The 20,197-nt window shown below is 62.7% G+C and carries 16 protein-coding genes and 2 tRNA genes; 4 read left to right on the top strand and 14 right to left on the bottom strand.

Translation table 11 applies throughout. The annotated features are described in order from the left end of the window. Positions 1-748 precede the first annotated feature (748 nt). Positions 749-1,405 (top strand): GyrI-like domain-containing protein, encoded by a 657-nt coding sequence (locus tag ACUYMZ_RS01160; RefSeq protein WP_481601824.1) that lies wholly within the window; start codon positions 749-751, stop codon positions 1,403-1,405. A 3-nt stretch (positions 1,406-1,408) separates the two neighbouring features. Here the strand turns inward: ACUYMZ_RS01160 and ACUYMZ_RS01155 are convergent, their stop codons facing one another. Together ACUYMZ_RS01155 and ACUYMZ_RS01150 are read right to left on the bottom strand one after the other, a co-directional pair. After that, positions 1,409-2,260, bottom strand: coding sequence for a rhomboid family intramembrane serine protease (locus ACUYMZ_RS01155; RefSeq protein WP_426005022.1), 852 nt, complete (start codon positions 2,258-2,260; stop codon positions 1,409-1,411). Positions 2,261-2,269: 9 nt separating this feature from the next. Next, the gene (locus ACUYMZ_RS01150; RefSeq protein ID WP_426005021.1) at positions 2,270-2,812 is read right to left on the bottom strand and encodes a peptidylprolyl isomerase; all 543 of its coding nucleotides are present in this window, start codon (positions 2,810-2,812) and stop codon (positions 2,270-2,272) included. Between the two features lie 153 nt (positions 2,813-2,965). On the opposite strand from ACUYMZ_RS01150, the gene ACUYMZ_RS01145 reads away from it, so the two are divergent. Together ACUYMZ_RS01145 and ACUYMZ_RS01140 are read left to right on the top strand one after the other, a co-directional pair. Next, positions 2,966-3,934, top strand: coding sequence for a hypothetical protein (locus ACUYMZ_RS01145; protein WP_426005020.1), 969 nt, complete (start codon positions 2,966-2,968; stop codon positions 3,932-3,934). 125 nt (positions 3,935-4,059) lie between these two features. Beyond that, the gene (locus ACUYMZ_RS01140) at positions 4,060-4,935 is read left to right on the top strand and encodes a glycosyltransferase family 2 protein (protein WP_426005018.1); all 876 of its coding nucleotides are present in this window, start codon (positions 4,060-4,062) and stop codon (positions 4,933-4,935) included. A gap of 25 nt (positions 4,936-4,960) precedes the next feature. On the opposite strand, the gene ACUYMZ_RS01135 is transcribed toward ACUYMZ_RS01140, so the two are convergent. Next, positions 4,961-5,869 (bottom strand): DMT family transporter, encoded by a 909-nt coding sequence (locus ACUYMZ_RS01135; RefSeq protein WP_426005016.1) that lies wholly within the window; start codon positions 5,867-5,869, stop codon positions 4,961-4,963. A 119-nt stretch (positions 5,870-5,988) separates the two neighbouring features. Here ACUYMZ_RS01135 and ACUYMZ_RS01130 point away from each other — a divergent pair, with 119 nt between their 5' ends. Continuing rightward, positions 5,989-7,977 (top strand): glycoside hydrolase family 84 protein, encoded by a 1,989-nt coding sequence (locus tag ACUYMZ_RS01130; protein WP_481601823.1) that lies wholly within the window; start codon positions 5,989-5,991, stop codon positions 7,975-7,977. Positions 7,978-8,103: 126 nt separating this feature from the next. On the opposite strand, the gene ACUYMZ_RS01125 is transcribed toward ACUYMZ_RS01130, so the two are convergent. The 11 genes from ACUYMZ_RS01125 to dnaA all read right to left on the bottom strand — a co-directional run. After that, positions 8,104-8,179: transfer RNA gene (locus tag ACUYMZ_RS01125), tRNA-Ala, on the bottom strand. A gap of 70 nt (positions 8,180-8,249) precedes the next feature. Further along, the gene (locus ACUYMZ_RS01120; protein WP_426005012.1) at positions 8,250-8,369 is read right to left on the bottom strand and encodes a DLW-39 family protein; all 120 of its coding nucleotides are present in this window, start codon (positions 8,367-8,369) and stop codon (positions 8,250-8,252) included. A gap of 43 nt (positions 8,370-8,412) precedes the next feature. Further along, positions 8,413-8,486: transfer RNA gene (locus ACUYMZ_RS01115), tRNA-Ile, on the bottom strand. Positions 8,487-8,600: 114 nt separating this feature from the next. Next, complete coding sequence (locus ACUYMZ_RS01110; protein ID WP_481601822.1) at positions 8,601-9,263, bottom strand: DUF3566 domain-containing protein; 663 nt, start codon at positions 9,261-9,263, stop codon at positions 8,601-8,603. Then, entirely contained in the window at positions 9,260-11,932 is a 2,673-nt protein-coding gene (gyrA, locus tag ACUYMZ_RS01105) for a DNA gyrase subunit A (protein WP_481601821.1), read from the bottom strand. The genes ACUYMZ_RS01110 and gyrA overlap by 4 nt, the downstream gene beginning before the upstream one ends. Positions 11,933-11,993: 61 nt before the next feature. Beyond that, positions 11,994-14,072: a DNA topoisomerase (ATP-hydrolyzing) subunit B gene (gene gyrB, locus ACUYMZ_RS01100; RefSeq protein ID WP_481601820.1), complete on the bottom strand. Its 2,079-nt coding sequence runs from the start codon at positions 14,070-14,072 to the stop codon at positions 11,994-11,996. A 339-nt stretch (positions 14,073-14,411) separates the two neighbouring features. Beyond that, positions 14,412-14,966, bottom strand: a complete 555-nt coding sequence (locus ACUYMZ_RS01095; RefSeq protein WP_426005005.1) for a DciA family protein — start codon at positions 14,964-14,966, stop codon at positions 14,412-14,414. Then, positions 14,953-16,146 (bottom strand): DNA replication/repair protein RecF, encoded by a 1,194-nt coding sequence (gene recF / locus ACUYMZ_RS01090; protein WP_426005004.1) that lies wholly within the window; start codon positions 16,144-16,146, stop codon positions 14,953-14,955. Before recF ends, ACUYMZ_RS01095 begins: the two co-directional genes overlap by 14 nt. Before the next feature lie 23 nt (positions 16,147-16,169). After that, positions 16,170-17,054, bottom strand: coding sequence for a phosphogluconate dehydrogenase (NAD(+)-dependent, decarboxylating) (gene gnd / locus ACUYMZ_RS01085; protein ID WP_481601819.1), 885 nt, complete (start codon positions 17,052-17,054; stop codon positions 16,170-16,172). A 32-nt stretch (positions 17,055-17,086) separates the two neighbouring features. Further along, positions 17,087-18,211 carry a DNA polymerase III subunit beta gene (gene dnaN, locus ACUYMZ_RS01080; RefSeq protein ID WP_481601818.1) on the bottom strand — a complete coding sequence of 375 codons (1,125 nt, stop codon included), beginning with the start codon at positions 18,209-18,211 and terminating at the stop codon, positions 17,087-17,089. A gap of 564 nt (positions 18,212-18,775) precedes the next feature. Next, positions 18,776-20,197 (bottom strand): chromosomal replication initiator protein DnaA (dnaA, locus tag ACUYMZ_RS01075; protein WP_426004998.1); only part of this gene is annotated, 1,422 nt, incomplete at its 5' end.

The raw sequence follows: 20,197 nt of genomic DNA, 5'->3' as shown, positions 1-20,197 counted from the left end.
GCACAACGCCGCGTGCATGGAGGCCCGGCCCTGTCCACAAAAGTGCGTAACTTTATCCACAGGTGGGGATAAAGTTTGTGGACATCCACGCATCTCAGCACATCTCCCGCGTCCTGACGGTGTCCAGCCACCAAAAGTACCCTGCTGAGAGTTTTACCCAGTGTGCACATCGCTGTGGATAGTGGCCGTGACTTCACGGAAAGTTCACGGTCACAGCATTGCCGGCGTCACCCACTCTGGTTCCTCCCCGCAGAGGATGATCCGCCGCTCCACCCGGAGCGCCAAAGCGTCTCCATGAGACTTACCCACTTAACAACATGCCAGTACCCACAAGTTATCCACAGGTGGGGAAAACCTGTGGCACTTCACTTGAGAGGGCCCGCCGTTGCTGGGATCCGGGGCCCTCGTCACGCCTGAATTACAGTCCTGTAAGTTATTAACAGTGTTGATAAACCTGTTGAAACCCGGGCTAAGCGTGCGGAATTAACAGTGTTTTCCACAGATGGTGGTCCTGGACCTCACTTGTCCACATTTCCAGCCCCGTAGGGGACAAAGTTATCCACAGATGTGGACTAATTCATGCCTTTGAGGGGATATCTGTCCCCACAGGCCACCTCTGACACCGGGGTCACCTTTAACTACACCTATGTAAGTTACTCACAGTGTGGAAAACTCCTGTGGATAAACGCTAAAGAGACGAAGGGCGGCAGGGACAGTGACAGCCGCCGAAAGAAGGAGTGGAGTGGGCATGGAGAAGGCAGAACTGAAAAAGTCCATTCCCTCCTACACTGCGCCCCGCGGAAAGTTCTCACTCGTCACAGTGCCGCGGCTGCAGTACCTGATGATTGACGGGCACGGTGATCCCAACAGCTCACAGGGGTATCAGGATGCCCTCAAGACGATCTACCCCGTGGCGTATGCACTCAAGTTCTTCAGCAAGAAGGAACTGGACAGGGATTACGGTGTGATGCCGCTGGAGGGTCTCTGGTGGGCAGACGATATGGAGAGTTTCACCAGCGCACGCGACAAATCTCTATGGTCATGGACAGCCATGAACCTGGTCCCGGACTGGATCGGCCAAGACCATCTGGAACGGATCCTTGAGGTGGTTGCGGCCAAAGGGGAAGCGCCATCCTTGGATGCGTTACGACTGGAGCCCTTGGAGGAGGGGCTCTGCGTCCAGACCTTGCACATTGGCCCTTACGATGCCGAGGGGCCGGTGCTGGAGAGTATGCACAACGGGTTCATCCCGGAAAACTCACTCACGATGACCGGCAAACACCATGAGATCTACTTGAGCGACGCCCGCCGCACGGCGCCGGAGAAGCTCAAAACGATCCTCCGCCAGCCCGTAATACCATCAGCGGGCCAACTGCCCCGGAAACCCGTCGTCCCTGGGGAATAGGCGCTACGCAGCCAGCCTGAATCCGGCAACTACGGCCAGGAGACCGGCGACCAGGACCAGCCCACCCGCTTGCAGGAGCGCTTGGTTCTTGCCGCGCGGCGCGTACGCAATGGCGGCAGCAGCAAGGCCACCGGTGATGAGCCCACCCAGGTGTGCCTGCCAGGCGATGCTGGGGACAAAGAAGCCGATCGCACCGTTGATCGCGATCAGGACCCACAGCTGCTTGGTTTCTCCGCCGCGGTGCCTCTGCACCACCAACATGGCGCCGAACAGGCCGAAGATGGCGCCGGAGGCCCCCACGACTCCCACGATCGGACGGTCGGGTGTCAGGAGCAGGAAACCTATGGAACCACCGATCGCGGACATCAGGTACACAGCGAGGAAGCGGATCCTCCCGAGCAACGGCTCAAGGGCTTGGCCGAAGATCCACAGGGTGTACATGTTCAGGACGATATGGAGCAGGAAGCCCTGCGAATGCAGGAATGCCGCGGTGAGCATGCGCCAGGGCTGGCTCTCCGCGAAGATGTTGGCGAACGCGAAGTTCTGGAAGATGACGTCTCCCGGCAGCACCCACTGGAGGATGAAGACCAGCAGGCACAACCCGATGATCGTGTACGTCACCAAAGGACGCCCCATGGCCAAGGCGCCGCCGTATGCGGACTTGTAGGCCGGCGTCGTACGTTTTTGCTCGTTGACGCAGTCAACGCATTGGAACCCGACGGCGGCCGCCCGCTGGCATTCGGGGCACGCGGGGCGCCCGCAGCGTTGGCACCTCACATAGGAGGGCCGGTCCGGGTGCCTCGGGCACACCGGGATATCAGCGGACGGCTCTGCCGACGGGATTCCGTAGCTCATGGGTGCAGGTTAGAGCTGTTCGATGTCGATGCTGTTGATGACGACGTCCTCAACAGGGCGGTCGCCCATACCGGTGCGGACGGCCTCAATCGCGTCCACAACCTTGCGGGATTCCTCGTCCGTGACTTCACCGAAGATGCTGTGCTTGCCGAACAGCCAGTCGGTGTTGACAGTGGTGATGAAGAACTGTGAACCGTTGGTTCCCTTGCCCATCTGGATGCCCGCGTTGGCCATGGCCAGCTTGTAGGGAGCGTTGAAGGTCAGCTCGGGGTGGATTTCGTCGTCGAACTTGTAGCCCGGTCCGCCAACACCACGGCCCAGGGGATCGCCGCCCTGGATCATGAAGTCCTTGATGATCCGGTGGAAGATGGTGCCGTTGTACAGCGGCGTACCGGTCTTGTCTTCACCGGTTTCCGGGTGCGTCCAGGACTTTTCACCGGTGGCGAGGCCGACGAAGTTGGCCACGGTCTTGGGGGCGTGGTTACCGAAGAGGTCAACCTTGATGTCGCCCAGGCTCGTGTGGATTGTTGCTTTTGCGGTTGCAATGGTCATGGAGCCATTCTTTCATGCAGGGTCAACGCCGGTGGGGCCCGCAAGCCGGTTCCGCGCTGGGTGAAATCCGGGAAGAATCGCGCAGATGAATAGCCGGTGTTCCCCAAGCCACGTAGGCTAGCAACAAACGAGCATGTGTATCGGGAGGTAGTTGTGAAGAAATCAGACCGTATTGCCCGCGACATTGAACACTCCGTGGTGGTTGGTGTGGATAACGCCCGCGACTGGGCGGCGCCCCGCGTTGAAGCTGCCGTCAACTGGGCTGTTCCCCGCATCCAGCACGGCATTGACACCGCTTCCCCCAAGATCCAGGAGGGCCTGAAGAGCGCAGCCCACAACCTGGCGGACGGCGTTGCGACCGTAACCCCGCGGATCCAGGATGGGTTGGCCCACCTCGCGCCGAAGATCCATGACGCTGTGGAAGATGCGACTCCCAGGATCCAGGAAGCACTGAACAAGGCCACCCCGGCCATCGGCCTCGCGCGGGACAAAGTTGTGGTGGAGTACCTGCCCAAGCTGTCCGAACAGCTCGGCCAGGCCTCGGTGGCAGTCCATCACGTCCTGGAGAACGCTCCGGCGCAGGTGGACGCCGTTGCCCAGAAGCTTGCGGACTCGGGTGTTGTCCACAGTGTGCAGGAACAGGCCCAGGCAACTGGCAAGCACATCAAGGTCGTTGCGGACGAGGCCGGTAAGGCTGTCTCCGCGCAGCTCGGCAAGCAGCAGAAGCCCCGGAAGCGTGGACTGCTGATCGTCACCGTCATCGCTGCTGCCGTGGCCGCCGGGGTAGCAGCCTGGAAGGCTGCGAAGCCGGTTGAAGATCCCTGGAAGACACCGTCGCCCGTGACCCCCACACCGTCAACCACTCCCGTGGCATCGGACACGGCTGCGTCGGATGCCACGGCATCGGCAACCGCCGCCACCGCGGCAGCATCCACTGGTCCGGAGAAGCACGCTGCTGACCTGACGCCGGAGGAAGCTGCAGCCGAGGCCGAGCAGGCCACCAAGGACGCCTTCGCCAACGTGGAGGGCACCGTCGCCACCGACGCCAAGACGGCTGTCAAGAACATCGCCGCAAGCCTGGACAAGGACAAGGGCGCCGAATCCAAGGACTCCGGTCTCTAGGAACTCGCGGCAATCACTGCCGGACAAAACACTGAAGGGATCCCGGAAGGGGTCCCTTCAGTGTTTGCCGGGACGTCATCCGGCGCTCAGCCTGACGCGGTGTGGCTGGTGTTAGATTTGAAGTGATGTCTGCCGATAGACCCCTCGCGGGTGCCCTCAAGGATGCTCCGGAACCGCCCGGCGTATCAATCGTCATCCCGGCGTATAACGAGGAAAGCGTGATCCGCCAGTGCCTCATCGCGGCCATCTACCAGTCTGTTCCGGCCAATGAGATCATCGTGGTGGATAACCTGTCCACGGACCGGACGGCGCGGATCGTGCGCCAGATGCAGCAGGAGTACCCGGAAAGCCCCATCATCCTGCTCAAGCAGGACACGGTGCAGGGCCTCATCCCTACCCGCAACTTCGGACTGAACAGCGCCACCTCTGACATCGTGGGCCGCATCGATGCCGACTCGGTGCTGGAGCCCGACTGGGTGGAGCAGGTGCAGAAAGCCTTCATGGACCGGCATGTGCAGGCTGCCACCGGCCCGGTGGTCTATTACGACATGCCCATGCGCCGCTTCGGGCTTAAGGCGGACGACAAAATGCGGCAGCTCATGCTGCGCCTGGCCAAGCACCAGTACCACTTCCTGTTCGGCTCCAACATGGCCCTCCGGCGCACCGCCTGGGAAACCATCCGGGACGAAGCCTGCCTGGATGAGAAGGATGAGATGCATGAAGACATCGACCTCTCACTGCACCTGGCTGAACACGACCTCCACATCCAGTACTGTCCGCAGATGGTCTCCGGCATGTCAGCGCGCCGCCTCGAAGATTCACCGCGGGATTACCGCTACTACGTGACGCGGTTCGACCGCACGTACAAGGCACACAACGTCAAGAAGATGGCCCTGAAGGCACCCATGGTGGTGTTCTTCTCCGTGTATTTCCCGGCCAAGCTGTTGCGCGCAATCCACACGGCCAACGCCGCCCAGGGCGCCAGACGCGTCGGGCTGTAATTACGGACAGCCCGACGGCGGCACGTCAGTCTGTGCCAAGTTCCGCCTCGCGCCGGTGTGCTTCCGCCCGGTCCCGGCGCTGGCCGGCCACCACCACCGTTAGTCCTGCGAGGATCAGCCCCAGGCCCGCGTAAATCCCGGCGGGTAGGGCCTCGGCCAGGAAAACCGCCGCAAGGACGGCAGCGCCGGGGATCTCCAGCAGGATGATCATGGAAACGACCAGCGGGCTCATGGTTGCCAGCAGATGGTTGAACGCCGTATGTCCCACCAGTTGCGCGCAGACGGTGATGGCAAGGATCCCAAGCCAGCCTCCGGCGTCGAACCCTGTCAGTTGCTGGCCGCCCACCAACGCCATGACCGCCACCAAGGCCGCGCACATTCCGTAGCACAGGGCGGTGTACGTCCCGATACCCATGCTCTGCCGCGCCTTTCCGCCGGCCAGCGTGTACAGGCCCGCCAAAGCTCCGCCGGCCAAGGCCAGGATGTCGCCCAGCAGCGCTTCCGGGGACGAGCCCATGTCGAATCCCGTAATGGCCACGACACCGGCAAAGGCGATGCCGAGGCCCGCCAGCACAGGCCAGCGGTGACGGGTGCCGCGGAACAGTTGGAAGACGGCAATCCATGCCGACTGCAGACAGACAAGTGCCGTGGCGGCCGCGACCGACGTCAGCTGGAGCGCCGTGATGAAGCAGGCAAAGTGGAATGCCAGTGCCACGGCCGCAACAACGGACCAGCCCAGCTCGCGGCGCGTGATCTGCGCAAACTGCCTTGGCTCCTTGATGGCCACCGGCGCCGCCATGATGACGGCTGCAAGAGCGTTCCGCCAAAACGCGATGGCCAGTGCCGTCACGGAGGTAGCGCCGAGGGTACCTGCGATCAGGGGCCCGGACGACGCAACGCCCAGCACACCCAGCGCGGCAATGAGGAGGTTCACGCAACAACTCTAGTTTGGCGCGACGCTCGTCCCGCCTCTATCCAGCACCATTGGGGTGTGATTGTCTTGACACATCGTTCCAGTGAGCCGGAGACGGCATACCCAAGGGGATACCCGATTTGAACGCAGCACCTGCCGGCGCTGGCACCAGGCGGAGGCGATCCCTGCTGATCGTTGCCGCGGCTTTCGCGATGGCATTGGTGGTTGTGGTGGTGTGGATCGCAGTTGCCCGTGATGGCGGGGATTCCCGGGGGGAGGACCGGAAAGGCATACCGGCCGTCCATCCGATGCCCCAGGATGTCAGGTCCGGAAACGGCACTGTTCCCTTGAACGGGCGGGTCTACATTGTGGCCGCGCCGGGAACGGACCCGGCGTCAATCAGCGTCATCCAGGACCTTGTGGCAGATGCCGGGGGTATGTCCGAACCCGGGGCCGCCACCGGGAGTCCGGAGGAGGGTTCCTCGGAAGTCCACCTCGGGACTGATGAGGCTGCGGGCACGCTGCTGAAGGACGTGGCGGGAGGGAACCCCGAAACCGTGCAGGACGCCCTGGAGCGCCCGGAAGGTTACGCGATCGCCACCGGAGAGCGGGAGGGGATCCCGACGGCGGTACTCGCCGCGAGCGACGGTGACGGGCTGTTCCATGCCGTGCAGACCCTCCGCCAGCTCGTGAAGGACGGTGCGGTGGCCAGCGTACGGATCAGCGACTGGCCGCTGATGGAAACCCGCGGCGTGATCGAGGGGTTCTACGGCACTCCCTGGTCGCACCAGGCGCGCCTTGATGTCATAGCGTTCGCGGGCCGCCAAAAGATGAACACCTACATCTATTCACCCAAGGACGATCCCTTGCTGCGGGACAAATGGCGGGAGTTGTACACGGACGAGGAGCTGGCGGAGCTGCAGGAACTCATCGCCACGGCCAACGCCAACCATGTCCGCTTCAGCTACGCCCTGTCGCCCGGAATCGACATTTGCTATTCGCGTCGCTCCGATCTTGAGGACGCGCTGGCCAAACTTGAATCCTTGTATTCGCTGGGGGTCAGGTCCTTTGTCATTCCGCTGGATGACATTGCCACCCGCGTGCAGTGTGCGGGGGACCTGGAGGAATTCGGCGCGGGACAGGCCAACCTGGCCAGGGCCCAGGCCCGGTTCCTTAACCGGGTGAATGAACAATTCAGTGCGGCCAAGGAGGGCCTCCAGCCATTGGAAACGGTCCCCACTTTCTATAACGGCTCGGCAAGCAATGCCTACAAGGAAGTGCTGGGCGAATCGCTTGATCCCTCGATCGTGGTGCAGTGGACCGGCGAGGACGTCGTCTCCCACCGCATCACCGCACAGTCCGCACGGGACGCCAGCCGCACCTACGGGACTGCCGGCACACCCCGTGCCCTGGTGGTCTGGGACAACTACCCGGTCAACGACTTTTCCCAGGACCACCTCTTCATGGCTCCCGTCGTTGGCCGTGATGCCACATTGCACCAAACCGTCCGCGGGATGGTCACCAACCCCATGATCCAGCCGTATCTGTCCCTCCCGGCAGTCTTCACGTATGCGGACTTCACCTGGAACGGACCGGCCTACGATCCCAAGGATTCCATGGACGCTGCCTTGGACCTCCTGGCCGGGCCGGACCCTGAGGTGCGCTCGGCAGTCCGCGCCTTCGCTGACCTGAACCAGGAGTGGCAGGATGATCCGCTGACGCCGTCAGCTCCACAGCTGCGTGCTGATATTGAGCGGTTTTGGTCGGATTACGACGCCGGCAGGTCACCTTCAGGGGATCTCCTCGCCAGGGCGCGGCTATTACAGCGGCTGCCCGAGCTGCTGCAACGGATGGCGGTCCCCGGGTTCGCATCCGATGCCTTGCACTGGAGTACCGCGGCCGCTGAGTATGGCCGCGGTGTGGAAGACGCCCTCGAGATGCTGGAGGCCTCCGCACGGAACGATTCCGCAGGAGCGGCTGAGGGCCGGCGGAACGTAGAGCGGGCACTGATGGCTGCCGGCGCAAGAACCCAGCCCACCCTGGAACTGGGCGTGGTCACCCCGATCCTGGGAGACAGCGAACTGAAGACTTTCCTCGAACGGGCACTCGAAACCCTCCCACCCAACTAGGTCGCAGTTAAGCGCGTTTTGAGCCCCCAAAACGCGCACAACTGCGACTTAGTTGGGTGCCGGGGGGACATCGGGGAATGAGTTAAACGAAAAAGTCCCGGCCATTCCTGGCCGGGACTTTCCTTATGGTGGAGGCAAGGGGACTCGAACCCCTAACCCCCTGCTTGCAAAGCAGGTGCGCTACCAATTGCGCCATGCCCCCATAAGAAGCAACCCGTCAATCATACCCCATGCCCGAACTGGTCAAGACCAGTTGGTGCCGGGATCCATTGCTAGTCAACCTTGTCGGTGGACTTGCTCCAGACTTCTTTCCGGGCTTCGGATTCCTGGGCCTTTTTGTAGACCAGGACACCTGCGATTGCCGCTGCTACTGCTACCAGCAACTTCTTCACAAGTACCTCATTCCGTTCAGTTTCCTGAACCTGTTAGGTTCCGTGGGCGTACCAGGACTTGAACCTGGGACCTCTTCGTTATCAGCGAAGCGCTCTAACCGCCTGAGCTATACGCCCCGATGCCTCATCGGGCCGAGATATGACTGTACAGCACATCCCGGCCCGATCTCAAATCGAGGCTTTCGTCCCGCTGCTTTCCGCCGTTTTTCGGCGGATTTTCGCGGTTTTTTGCTAGTCGTCGGTCAGCGTCACGCCGATGCCGCCCACCAACGTTGCCGAAATGTTATAGAGCACTGCGGAGAGCATGGACAGGGCGGTCAGCAGGACCACGTTCACCACGGCGATGATCGTGGCAAAGGATGCCACCTGGCCCAGGGATGCGATCTTCTTCAGCTCGAAACCGCTGCCTTCGGAGCCCGCCAAGGTGCCCAGCAGGCTGTCCACTTGGTTGAAGATGCCTGTGAGATCCAACACGGTCCAGAGAACGATGGCTGCCACCACGGTCACGATCCCGAGTGCCACGGACAGCAGGAACGCCATCTTCAGCACGGACCATGGGTCAACCTTGCTCACCAGCAGGCGTGCGCGGCGGACTTTGGCCTTCGGCGCCGGCTTCACGAGCCCGGGGTTGCCCTGGGCCGGCCTTTGGGCGCCGGCACTGACCGGACGTTGACCCGGCTGGGTCGGACGCTGGCCGGGTGTGCCTGACGGCCGCTGGCCTGCCGATGCGGGGCGTTGGCCCGGCGCGTTCGCCGGCCGTTGTCCGCTCTCCTGGCCTGCGGTTGGCCGCTGCTGCGGCCGGGCCGGCGTCCCGGTCTGTGCGGTGCCCGAGGGCTGCCGGACCCCGCCGGATACACCCGTGCTCGGCTTGGGATATGAGTCCGAATTGCTCACTCGTTACCTCCGGTGTTGTCTTCGTTCAGCTCCGCGCCCGCATCGGTATCCGGGTCTGCGTCGTCTTCCGTTACTGCCGTCGCGACGCCCTCTGAGGCATCGTTGTCTGCAGCCAACGTTACGTCATCGTCCAGTGCGTCCTCGGATTCTTCGCCTTCCAAGCCGCGTTCGCTGTTGCGGGCAACCTCGATGATGCGGTCGTTCTTGTCGGGCTTGGCGAAGATCACGCCCATGGTGTCACGGCCCTTGGCGGGCACGCCACTGACCGCCGAACGGACCACCTTGCCGCCTTCCATGACCACCAGGACTTCGTCTTCTTCCTGCACGATCAGGGCCCCCACGAGGTCACCCCGGTCTTCGGCAAGCTTGGCCACCTTGATGCCCAGGCCGCCACGGCCCTGCAAGCGGTACTCGTCAACAGCTGTTCGTTTGGCATAGCCACCTTCGGTGACCACAAAGACGAACGAGCCGTCCTGGACGACGTCCGCAGCCAGCAATTCGTCGTCTTCACGGAACTTCATACCGGTCACGCCTGAGGTAGCGCGGCCCATGGGACGCAGAGCGTCATCGGTGGCAGTGAAGCGGATGGACTGGCCCTTCCGGGACACCAGCAGGAGGTCGTCGGTTTCGCTGACCAACTGCGCGGATACGAGCTCGTCTTCATCGCGCAGGTTGATGGCGATAACGCCCGCGGAGCGGTTGGTGTCGTAATCTTCCAGACGCGTCTTTTTGACCAGTCCGTTCTTCGTGGCCAGCACCAGGTAAGGTGCCTGCTGGTAATCACGGAGATCCAGTACCTGGGCAATGTGCTCGTCCGGCTGGAAAGCCAGGAGGTTGGCAACGTGCTGGCCCTTTGCGTCGCGGCCACCTTCGGCGAGCTCGTAGGCCTTGGCACGGTAGACCCGGCCCAGGTTGGTGAAGAACAGCAGCCAGTGGTGGGTGGTGGTGACGAAGAAGTGCTCCACAACATCGTCGCCGCGCAGCTGGGCACCCTTGATGCCCTTCCCGCCGCGTTGCTGGGACCGGTAGTTGTCACTGCGCGTGCGCTTGACGTAGCCCCCGCGCGTAATGGTGACCACCATTTCCTCTTCGGGAATGAGGTCTTCCATGGACATGTCGCCGTCAAAGCCCATGAGGATCTGCGTACGGCGGTCGTCGCCATGCTTGGCAACGATCTCGGCAAGTTCCTCGCTGATGATGCCACGCTGGCGTTCCTCGGAAGCGAGGATCGCGTTGTATTCCTCGATCATGGCTTCGAGCTCCGCATGGCGGTCCTGGATCTTCTGGCGTTCCAGGGCGGCAAGGCGACGCAGCTGCATGTCCAGGATGGCACGCGCCTGGAGTTCATCGATGTCCAGGAGTTCCATCAGGCCTTCGCGTGCGGCGTCCGTGGTGTTGGAAGCGCGGATGAGGGCGATGACCTCGTCCAGCATGTCCAGCGCCTTCAGGAGGGCCCGCAGGATGTGGGCTTCTTCTTCGGCCTTGCGCAGGCGGTACCTGGTGCGGCGCGCTATGACGTCCATCTGGTGCGCCACCCAGTGCCGGATAAACGCATCCAGACTCAGGGTCCGCGGCACGCCGTCCACAATGGCCAGCATGTTGGCAGAGAAGTTGTCCTGCAGCTGCGTGTGCTTGTACAGGTTGTTGAGGACCACCTTGGCCACGGCATCCCGCTTCAGGACGATCACGAGCCGCTGGCCTGTGCGGCCCGAGGTCTCGTCGCGGAGGTCGGCGATGCCCTGGATCTTGCCGTCCTTGACGAGTTCGGCGATCTTGATGGCCAGGTTGTCGGGGTTGGCCTGATAGGGAAGCTCCGTAACCACCAGGCAGGTGCGGCCCTGGAGTTCCTCGACGTTGACTACGGCCCGCATCGTGATGGATCCGCGACCGGTCCTGTATGCGTCTTCGATCCCCTTGTGGCCCAGGATGGTGGCACCCGTCGGGAAGTCGGGCCCCTTGATCCGCACCAGGAGTGCTTCAAGGAGTTCCTCGCGGGTGGCGCCGGGATTCTCCAATGCCCACTGCACGCCCTCGGCGACTTCCCGGAGGTTGTGCGGCGGGATATTGGTGGCCATTCCCACGGCAATGCCGGAGGATCCGTTGACCAGCAGGTTGGGGAACCGCGACGGCAGGATGGTGGGTTCCTGGTTCTTGCCGTCGTAGTTGTCCTGGAAGTCGACGGTTTCCTCGTCGATGTCACGGACCATTTCCATGGCCAGCTGGGCCATCTTCGTTTCGGTGTATCGGGGCGCAGCAGCGCCGTCGTTGCCCGGTGATCCAAAGTTTCCCTGGCCCAGGGCAAGCGGGTACCGCATGGTCCAGTCCTGGATGAGACGGACCAGGGCATCGTAGATGGCCATGTCACCGTGGGGGTGGTAGGTGCCCATGACGTCGCCTACCACGCGGGCGCACTTGTTGAAGGCACGGTCCGGGCGGTAGCCGCCGTCGAACATCGCATACAGCACGCGCCGGTGGACCGGCTTCAGGCCATCGCGGACGTCCGGAAGGGCGCGGCCAACAATGACGGCCATGGCGTAGTCAAGGTAGGACCGCTGCATCTCGGTCTGCAGGTCCACCTGTTCGACGCGGTCGGTCAGCAAATCGCCTTCCAAAACCGCATCCGGGACGTCGGTGTTTTCCGCCGGGACTTCGGGAGTTTCGTCACTCATAATGTCATGTTCCGTTTCAGGTATATGTCAGTTCTGGAATATCTCTTGAGCGATGGAGGCCCTAGATATCAAGGAACCTGACGTCCTTGGCGTTCTGCTGGATGAAGTTTCTGCGGGATTCGACGTCTTCGCCCATGAGCACGGAGAAGGTTTGGTCGGCTGCAAGGGCGTCGTCCATGGTGACCTGCAGGAGCGTCCGGCGATCCGGGTCCATGGTGGTGTCCCAGAGTTCCGTGTAGTCCATTTCGCCCAAGCCCTTGTAGCGCTGGATGCCGTTGTCCTTGGGCAGGCGCTTGTTCATGGCGGCACCCTTGCGGATGGTCTCGTCACGCTCTCTGTCACTGAAGACGTAGTCGTGCGCGGCGTTGGACCACTTGATCCTGTACAGCGGCGGCTGGGCCAGGTACACATACCCGTTCTCGATCAAGGGCCGCATGTAGCGGAACAGCAGCGTCATCAGCAGCGTGGTGATGTGCTGGCCGTCGACATCGGCATCTGCCATGAGGACGATCTTGTGGTACCGCAGCTTGGAGATGTCGAAGTCCTCCCCAATGCCCGTACCGAACGCGGTGATCATCGACTGGACTTCGGCGTTGCCGAGCGCCTTGTCCAGCCGGGCGCGTTCCACGTTCAGGATCTTTCCCCGGAGTGGCAGGATGGCCTGGGTCTCAGGGTTGCGTCCACGCTTGGCGGAGCCACCTGCGGAGTCACCCTCCACCAGGTAAACCTCGCACCGCGAAGGATCCTTGGAGGAGCAATCGGACAGCTTCCCTGGCATGCCAAAGGATTCCAGCGGGCTCTTGCGGCGTGCATTGTCACGGGCCTTGCGCGCAGCCATGCGTGCCTGCGCAGCCTGGATGGCCTTGCGGATGACGTCGCGGGCAGGGCCGGGATTGCGTTCCAGCCAGTCACCCAGCTGGTCGGTGACAACGCGCTGCACGAACCCCTTGACTTCGGAGTTGCCCAGCTTGGTCTTGGTCTGGCCCTCGAACTGCGGTTCGGAGAGCTTCACCGAGATCACGGCAGTGAGCCCTTCACGGATGTCATCGCCGGTGAGGTTGTCTTCCTTCTCCTTGATGATGCTCTTCTCGCGCGCGTAGCGGTTGATGAGCGAGGTCATCGCGGCCCGGAACCCCTCTTCGTGGGTACCGCCCTCATGGGTGTTGATGGTGTTCGCGTAGGTGTGGACGCTCTCCGAGTAAGCGGTGGTCCACTGCATGGCGACCTCGACGGCGATGTGCCGCTCAGTGTCTTCGGTTTCGAAGGCGATGACGTCCTCGTGGACGATTTCCACCTTCTTGCTGGAGTTCAGGTGCTTGACGTAATCCAGGAGGCCGTCCGGGTATTCGTACACCACGGTGCGGTGCTCGGCAGCCACTTCGCCCTCGGTGGCAACGGCATCGAGGTCCAAGTCATCATCGCCTTCACCGGCAACGGGACGCTCGTCCGTCAGGGTAATCTTCAGGCCCTTGTTCAGGAACGCCATCTGCTGGAAACGGGCACGGAGGGTCTCGAAGTCGAACTCGGTGGTTTCAAAGATCGAGCCGTCAGGGTAGAACGTCTGGGACGTCCCGGTTTCCTCGGTGGCTTCTCCCTTGACGAGTTCGCCCTGGGGCTTGCCGCCGTCGGCGAATGACATGCGCCAGACATGGCCTTGGCGGCGCACCTCCGTGTTGACCCGGCGGGACAGGGCGTTCACAACGGAGATGCCCACGCCGTGAAGACCGCCGGATACGGCGTACCCGCCGCCGCCGAACTTGCCGCCGGCGTGCAGGATGGTCATGACCACCTCGACCGTGGGCTTGCCTTCGGTGGGGTGGATGTCCACGGGGATACCGCGGCCGTCGTCCACGACCTTGACTCCGCCGTCGGCCTGGAGGGTGACCTCGATGTGGCTGCAGAAGCCGGCCAGGGCCTCGTCGACTGAGTTGTCCACGACTTCGTACACCAGGTGGTGGAGGCCGCGGGGCCCGGTGGAACCGATGTACATGCCGGGACGCTTGCGGACGGCCTCGAGGCCTTCCAGCACGGTGATGTCGCTGGCGCCATACTCCCTTGGGGTTTCCGCAGGGGCGTCGGGGCTGGTAACAGTCTCCTCCGCGGGCTCTACTGCCAAGGTCTCTGCATTGTCGTTAGCCACAGGCGCTTTCGACTCCTCTGTACTCGATGACGGTCGTCCCCGGATCAGGCAGCGGCGAACCGCAGCCGTCAAAGGGCACGTGACTGATTGCGCCGTCTACTGCGACAGAGGGGGTCCCGGATGGCACGGAACTGCATACAGGACCCCAACGGACGTTTCACCGGCGCTCAGTGATCTAGGGCAATTCTATCGTGGAAACCGCCGGATCCCTGCAAATATGGAGGCAGCCGAGAGCTGAATATGCCCGTGGGAGGCCACTGGCCCTATCTGAAACGGCCCTGCGTGGGTGCCGATGGGGGCCTATACGGTCCGGGGGCCTTGAATCGCCCTGCACGCCGTTCAGCCGTACGTGTCCCTGGGTCCACGACCATTGACGCTGCGGCCACCCTTGCGCCAGTTCGGTGCCGAGGGTCCCAGCACCTGAATGCTGGTGACCACACCCTCACCGAGCTCATTCCGGAACTTCCCCAGAAGGCTCGAGCTCAGCAGCCTCAGCTGGGTGGCCCATGCCGTCGAGTCGCACCGGACATGCAACGTGGTGTCCGTAAAGCTCTCAGGCGTACAGTGGGCGGAAATTTCCGGTCCAACCAAGGCGTCCCACTCCGCCATGACCGAGCCCACCGCAACGGGCGAGGTCCAGCCGCGTTCGGCGACCAGCCTGCCCACCACCTTCCCGAGGCCCAAAGGATCCCGTCCAGTGCCATGGAACTGGCTGAAACCACGGGTGTCGCGTACTCCCTTGCGGTTGGCTGCCTGGCCCGGCCTCGGCGCACGCTGGCGCACTTCGCCCCGCGCGGCCGCAGCTTCCCGCACGCGGTTCAGCGCAGCCTGCGCGGCATCGATCTCATCCGGTTCACGGCCGGGTTGGAGTCCGTCGGGACTACCCTTCGCCATCGATGCCTCCCGGAACAACGGTTACGCGCCGTCCGGCCAGCTCCTCGGGGATATCGGCGTCGACGGCGGCTGTCACCAGTACCTGTTCGGCACCGGCCACTATTGCAGCCAGTTTACGACGGCGTTGGACATCGAGTTCAGCGAAAACGTCGTCCAGGATCAGGATTGGTGCCGTGCCGCCGGTGCGGGCGTCATCAAGCATGACGTAGTACGACGCCAGACGCAGCGACAGACACATCGACCACGTTTCGCCGTGTGAGGCGTACCCCTTGGCAGGTGCTTGTCCGAGGACCAGTTCAAGTTCGTCCCGGTGTGGGCCCACCAACGAAATTCCGCGTTCCAGTTCCTTCTTGCGGGACGCTGCAAAGGCTTGGATGTAACGCTCGGTGAGCTGTTCGACGGACAGCACCCGGAGGTCCTCGTACGACGCCGGAGGTTCCGTCGCGCGGTCGGCCGGACCGCCGTCGTCGTCAAGGACGCCCTGGATGGTTGAGCGGTAGACCGCGCCGGCCTCTTTGGACCCGTCCGTCAGTTGGGCGTAGGCGCTGTTGAGGTGCGGACGAAGCCGCTCCACGAGCTCCAGCCGGGCATGAAGAAGTTCAGCTCCGGCCCGCGCCATATGTTGGTCCCACACATCCAGGGTGGCTTCATGCCCTGCTGTGAACTTGCCCGTGCGGGCGGATTTCAACAAGGCATTTCGCTGCTTGAGGACCCTGTCGTAGTCACTTCGGGTGGCGGCGTGGCGCGGAACGAGACTGACCAGGAGCTCATCGAGGAAACGTCGCCGATTGGAAGGATCGCCCTTTACCAGTGCCAGGTCTTCCGGCGCGAAGAGTACGGTCTGGCATATGCCCAGGATGTCCCGGGCCCGCACCGGGTTCCCCCGGTTGATCCGGCCCCGGTTGGCCCGGCCTGCGTTGATTTCGAGCTCGATGATGGTTGATTGTTCGCCCCGGACCAAGCGGGCACGGATCAGGGCCCGTTCGGTGCCGAAGCGAAGCAGTGGCGCGTCCGTGCTGACCCTGTGGGAACTCAGCGTCGCCAGGTAGCCGATGGCTTCCATGAGGTTGGTCTTGCCGATCCCGTTGGACCCCACCAGGACCGTCACCCCGGGGCCAAGCTTCAGATCAACCTGTGCATAACTGCGGAAGTCCGTCAGTGAAAGATGTTCTAGGTACACGCCGTCAGCAGGGCTCCTGCAGCCTAGTTGGCTGGACGGGTGGCGTGTCCGCCGAACTGGTGGCGCAGGGCGGAAACCATCTTCATGGCCGGTGAAACGTCTTCACGGGAAGCAAAGCGCGCAAAGAGGGCAGCCGTGATGGCCGGAGCCGGGACCGCGTTGGCGATCGCTTCTTCCACAGTCCAGCGGCCTTCCCCGGAATCTTCCACGTAGTCGTCGATCGAGGCCAGGCCGGGGTCTTCGTCCAGTGCCTTGACCATCAGGTCCAGCAGCCAGGAACGGACAACCGTACCTTTTTGCCATGCACGGAACGTGCCGGGAAGATCCTTGACGATGTCCTTGGCCGCAAGGAGCTCGTAGCCCTCGGCGTAGGCTTGCATCAGACCGTACTCGATACCGTTGTGGACCATCTTGGCGTAATGGCCGGCGCCGACTCCACCGACATGGACGAAGCTGTCGGCCCGTTCACCTTCGGGCCGGAGCGCATCGAAGACAGGCATGGCGAATTCAATGTCTTCTTCGGCGCCGCCGGCCATGAGGCCGTAACCGTTCTGGAGGCCCCAGACACCACCGGAGACGCCGCAATCGACGAACCGGATGCCCTTTCCGGCGAGGACCGCGCCATGCTTTTGGTCCTCAGTGAACCGGGAGTTGCCGCCGTCGATCACCAGATCGCCGTCGGCGAGTTTTTCGCCGAGTTCGGTGACCACGGCATCGGTGACGGCTCCGGCGGGAACCATGACCCAGACCAAGCGAGGGGTGGGAAGGGCAGCGATGAGTTCGTCCACCGAGGCGACGTCGGTGACGTCCAGGTTTCGGTCATAGCCGGTGACTTCGATGCCGCCGTTCCGCATGCGTTCACGCATGTTGAAGCCCATCTTGCCAAGGCCGATCAGTCCGATGTGCACGGTGTGAACTCTTTTCTGCGAAGGGTGCCGGGCTAGTTGGGAAGTCGGACGGGCATCACCAGGTAGCGGTAATCGTCCTGGTCTTCGCCGTCTGCCTCCGCCTGCGCGGTGATCATGGCGGGCTTGGGAGCTGTGGTGAACGAAAAGCGGACGAACTTGGTCTCGATGACGCTGAGGCCTTCGACCAGGTAGTGGGGGTTGAAGGCCACTGTGATGTCATCACCGGAAAGCTGGGCTTCCAGTTCTTCCGAAGCCTGGGCGTCCTCGCCGGTTCCGGCGTCGAGGTTCAGGAGCCCCTGGGTGAAGGCAAGCCGCACCGGGGTGTTGCGTTCGGCAACAAGCGACACACGGCGAACAGCCTCCACGAGTTCCTGCGTCTGCACCGTGGCATGGATGGGCGTGGATTCGGGGAACAGGGAGCGGATCTTGGGGTAGTCGCCATCCACCAGGAGCGACGTGGTGGTGCGTCCGGCGCTCTCGAACCCAATGAGCCTGCTGTCGTCGTCAGCAAGGGCCAGGTTGATGTCACCACTGCCGCCCAGGGTCTTGGCGACCTCGTTGAGGGTCTTGGATTTCACCAGTGCGCTGGTGGAAATACCCGGGGTGACAGGCTTCCAAGGCACTTCACGCATGGCCAGGCGGTACCGGTCGGTGGCGAGCAACGTGATGAGGTCGTCTTCGATCTCCATCCGAACACCGGTAAGGATCGGCAGGGTGTCGTCCTTGCTTGCGGCGATGATGACCTGGGAAACAGCCTGGGCGAAGGCGTCACCGGGCAACGTTCCGCTGATCGCAGGCAATGCAGGAAGGGCGGGGTACTCGGACTCCGGCATGGTGGCCAGGTGGAAGCTGCTTCGGCGGCAGGTCAAGGTGACTTTGCTGCCGTCGGTCTCTACCTCGACCGGCGCGGAGGGCAGGCTGCGGCAGATGTCGGCCAGAAGGCGCCCGGACACCAGGATGGTGCCTTCAGTGGCGATGTCTGCAGGAATTTCGAGCCTGGCAGAAGTCTCGTAGTCGAAGCTTGAAAGGCTGACTGTTCCGGCTTCCGCCTTGAGGAGGAGGCCCGAGAGTACGGGCACTGGCGGCCGCGGAGACAACGACCGCGCGGTCCATGTAACGGCTTCTGCCAGGACGTCGCGGTCGACTCTGAACTTCACGGAAGGGTGCCGCCTTTCATTGCTGCTGCCATGTAGTGCTGCGGACTTCCTGGTGGGCGCCCGCCAATTCTTCGCGATCCAACCCGGAAACCTGCATGGTCCGCACGCAACGAATGACACAACAGACCCGGGGATGGGAACGCTGCTGACAGCTTAGCCGGAAGATCCGCGATTAACCCATCCCCCACGGGCGCCGCCCCTTATAGGTGGACAGCCGCAGGCTGTCCTTCAGCCTGGCCTTGGGGCCGGCGGGTGTGCGGGAGAACGAGGTTGTTATTTGAGGGATTTCAATTTTTTGGGATTCGTAGTGTTAATAACTGCTGTGGAAACTGTGGATAAGTGGCTCCTGCCGCGCGGTTCCGCGGTTAAGCCCTGTTTACGGCCTGTGCGTTAACTGGGTTTTAAACAGGGTGTGGATGGGGACAACCGGAAGGGGCATTTTTAACGATCCACAGACGGCTTAAGGGTTTTAAGCCCATTAAGCGCGCTTGTCCCCTTAAGAATCCACAGGGTTATCCACATGCGCCTGTTAATAAGGTATGGAGTGCGCGGCCTGATGTGGATTCAGGAGTCCCGTTGCTGCTGCTTGATCCGGTTGGTGAGCTCGGTGACCTGGTTGTAGATCACACGCCGCTCGGCCATGAGTTCGCGGATCTTGCGGTCTGCGTGGATGACGGTGGTGTGGTCCCGGCCGCCGAGCTCCTGTCCGATCTTGGGCAGGGACATGTCCGTGAGTTCGCGGCACAAGTACATGGCGATCTGGCGGGCCGTCACCAAGGTGCGTGTGCGTGACTTGCTGCACAGCTCTTCCATGCTGAGCTTGAAGTAGTCCGCGGTCTGGTCGAGGATCTGCTTGGCCGTGATCTCCTGCGCGCCGTCGTCGGTGATGAGGTCCTTGAGGACCATTTCGGCCAGGGCCACGTCCACGGGCTGCCGGTTCAGGCTGGCGAATGCCGTGACCCTGATGAGGGCGCCTTCGAGTTCACGGATGTTGCTGGAGATCTTGGACGCGATGTACTCCAGGGCGTCGTCCGGCGCGGAAAGTCCTTCGCTCAGGCCTTTTTTGCGGAGGATGGCGATACGGGTTTCAAGTTCCGGCGGCTGGATGTCCGTCAGCAGGCCCCACTCGAAGCGCGAGGTCATGCGGTCCTCGAAGCCGGCAAGCATCTTGGGCGGCTGGTCCGAGGTGATCACAACCTGCTTGTTCGCGTTGTGCAGGGCGTTGAACGTGTGGAAGAACTCTTCCTGGGTCCGGTCCTTGCCGGCAAGGAACTGGATGTCGTCGATCAGCAGCACATCCACGTTGCGGTACGTGGTCTTGAAGCTGGTGCCTTCGTCGTCGCGGATGGAGTTGATGAAGTCGTTGGTGAACTCTTCAGAGTTGACATACCGGACGCGGATGCCGCTGTAGAGCCTGCGGGCGTAGTGTCCGATCGCGTGGAGCAGGTGGGTCTTGCCCAGTCCGGAGTCACCGTAGATGAACAGCGGGTTGTAGGCCTTGGCCGGTGCCTCCGCCACGGCTACGGCCGCCGCGTGGGCGAAACGGTTCGAGGAACCGATCACGAATGTGTCGAAGATGTATTTCGGGTTGAGCCGGCCGAACTCGTGCGACGTGCTGGGAGGGGTCGGCTGGGGCTTGGGCTCTACCGCCAGGTCCGGTGTGGCGGCAAGTTCGACGGCGGGTTCGGGCTCAGCGTGGACAGGCACCAAATCGGTATCAACGTCGATCGCGCACCGGATGTCGTCAGAGAACACGCTGCGCAGGGCGTCATCCAGCGCGTCCTTGACCTGGGTCTGGAGCACTTCCCGGGTCAGCTCGTTGGGAACGGCTACCAGGAGCGTGGAACCAATAAGGCCCTGTGCCTGGGCCAGGATGACGAAACCGCGCTGACGGGGTGTGACCCGGTCGTCCTGCTCCAGCAGGCTCAGCACCCGGCGCCAGGAACTTCCGACAGTATTGGCGTGGTTGGCTTCGTCTACTGTCAT

The organism is Arthrobacter sp. T572 (assembly GCF_056780115.1).
The sequence above is the reverse complement of the archived record's forward strand: the minus strand, read 5'-3'. Positions and strand labels throughout refer to the sequence as shown.

What these genes read in the sequence shown, in the direction of transcription:
- ACUYMZ_RS01160 (WP_481601824.1), top strand. Translation starts at nt 749, where the DNA reads ATGGAGAAGGCAGAACTGAAAAAGTCCATTCCCTCCTACACTGCGCCC.
- ACUYMZ_RS01155 (WP_426005022.1), bottom strand. Translation starts at nt 2,260, where the DNA reads ATGAGCTACGGAATCCCGTCGGCAGAGCCGTCCGCTGATATCCCGGTG.
- ACUYMZ_RS01150 (WP_426005021.1), bottom strand. Translation starts at nt 2,812, where the DNA reads ATGACCATTGCAACCGCAAAAGCAACAATCCACACGAGCCTGGGCGAC.
- ACUYMZ_RS01140 (WP_426005018.1), top strand. Translation starts at nt 4,060, where the DNA reads ATGTCTGCCGATAGACCCCTCGCGGGTGCCCTCAAGGATGCTCCGGAA.
- gyrA (WP_481601821.1), bottom strand. Translation starts at nt 11,932, where the DNA reads ATGAGTGACGAAACTCCCGAAGTCCCGGCGGAAAACACCGACGTCCCG.
- ACUYMZ_RS01095 (WP_426005005.1), bottom strand. Translation starts at nt 14,966, where the DNA reads ATGGCGAAGGGTAGTCCCGACGGACTCCAACCCGGCCGTGAACCGGAT.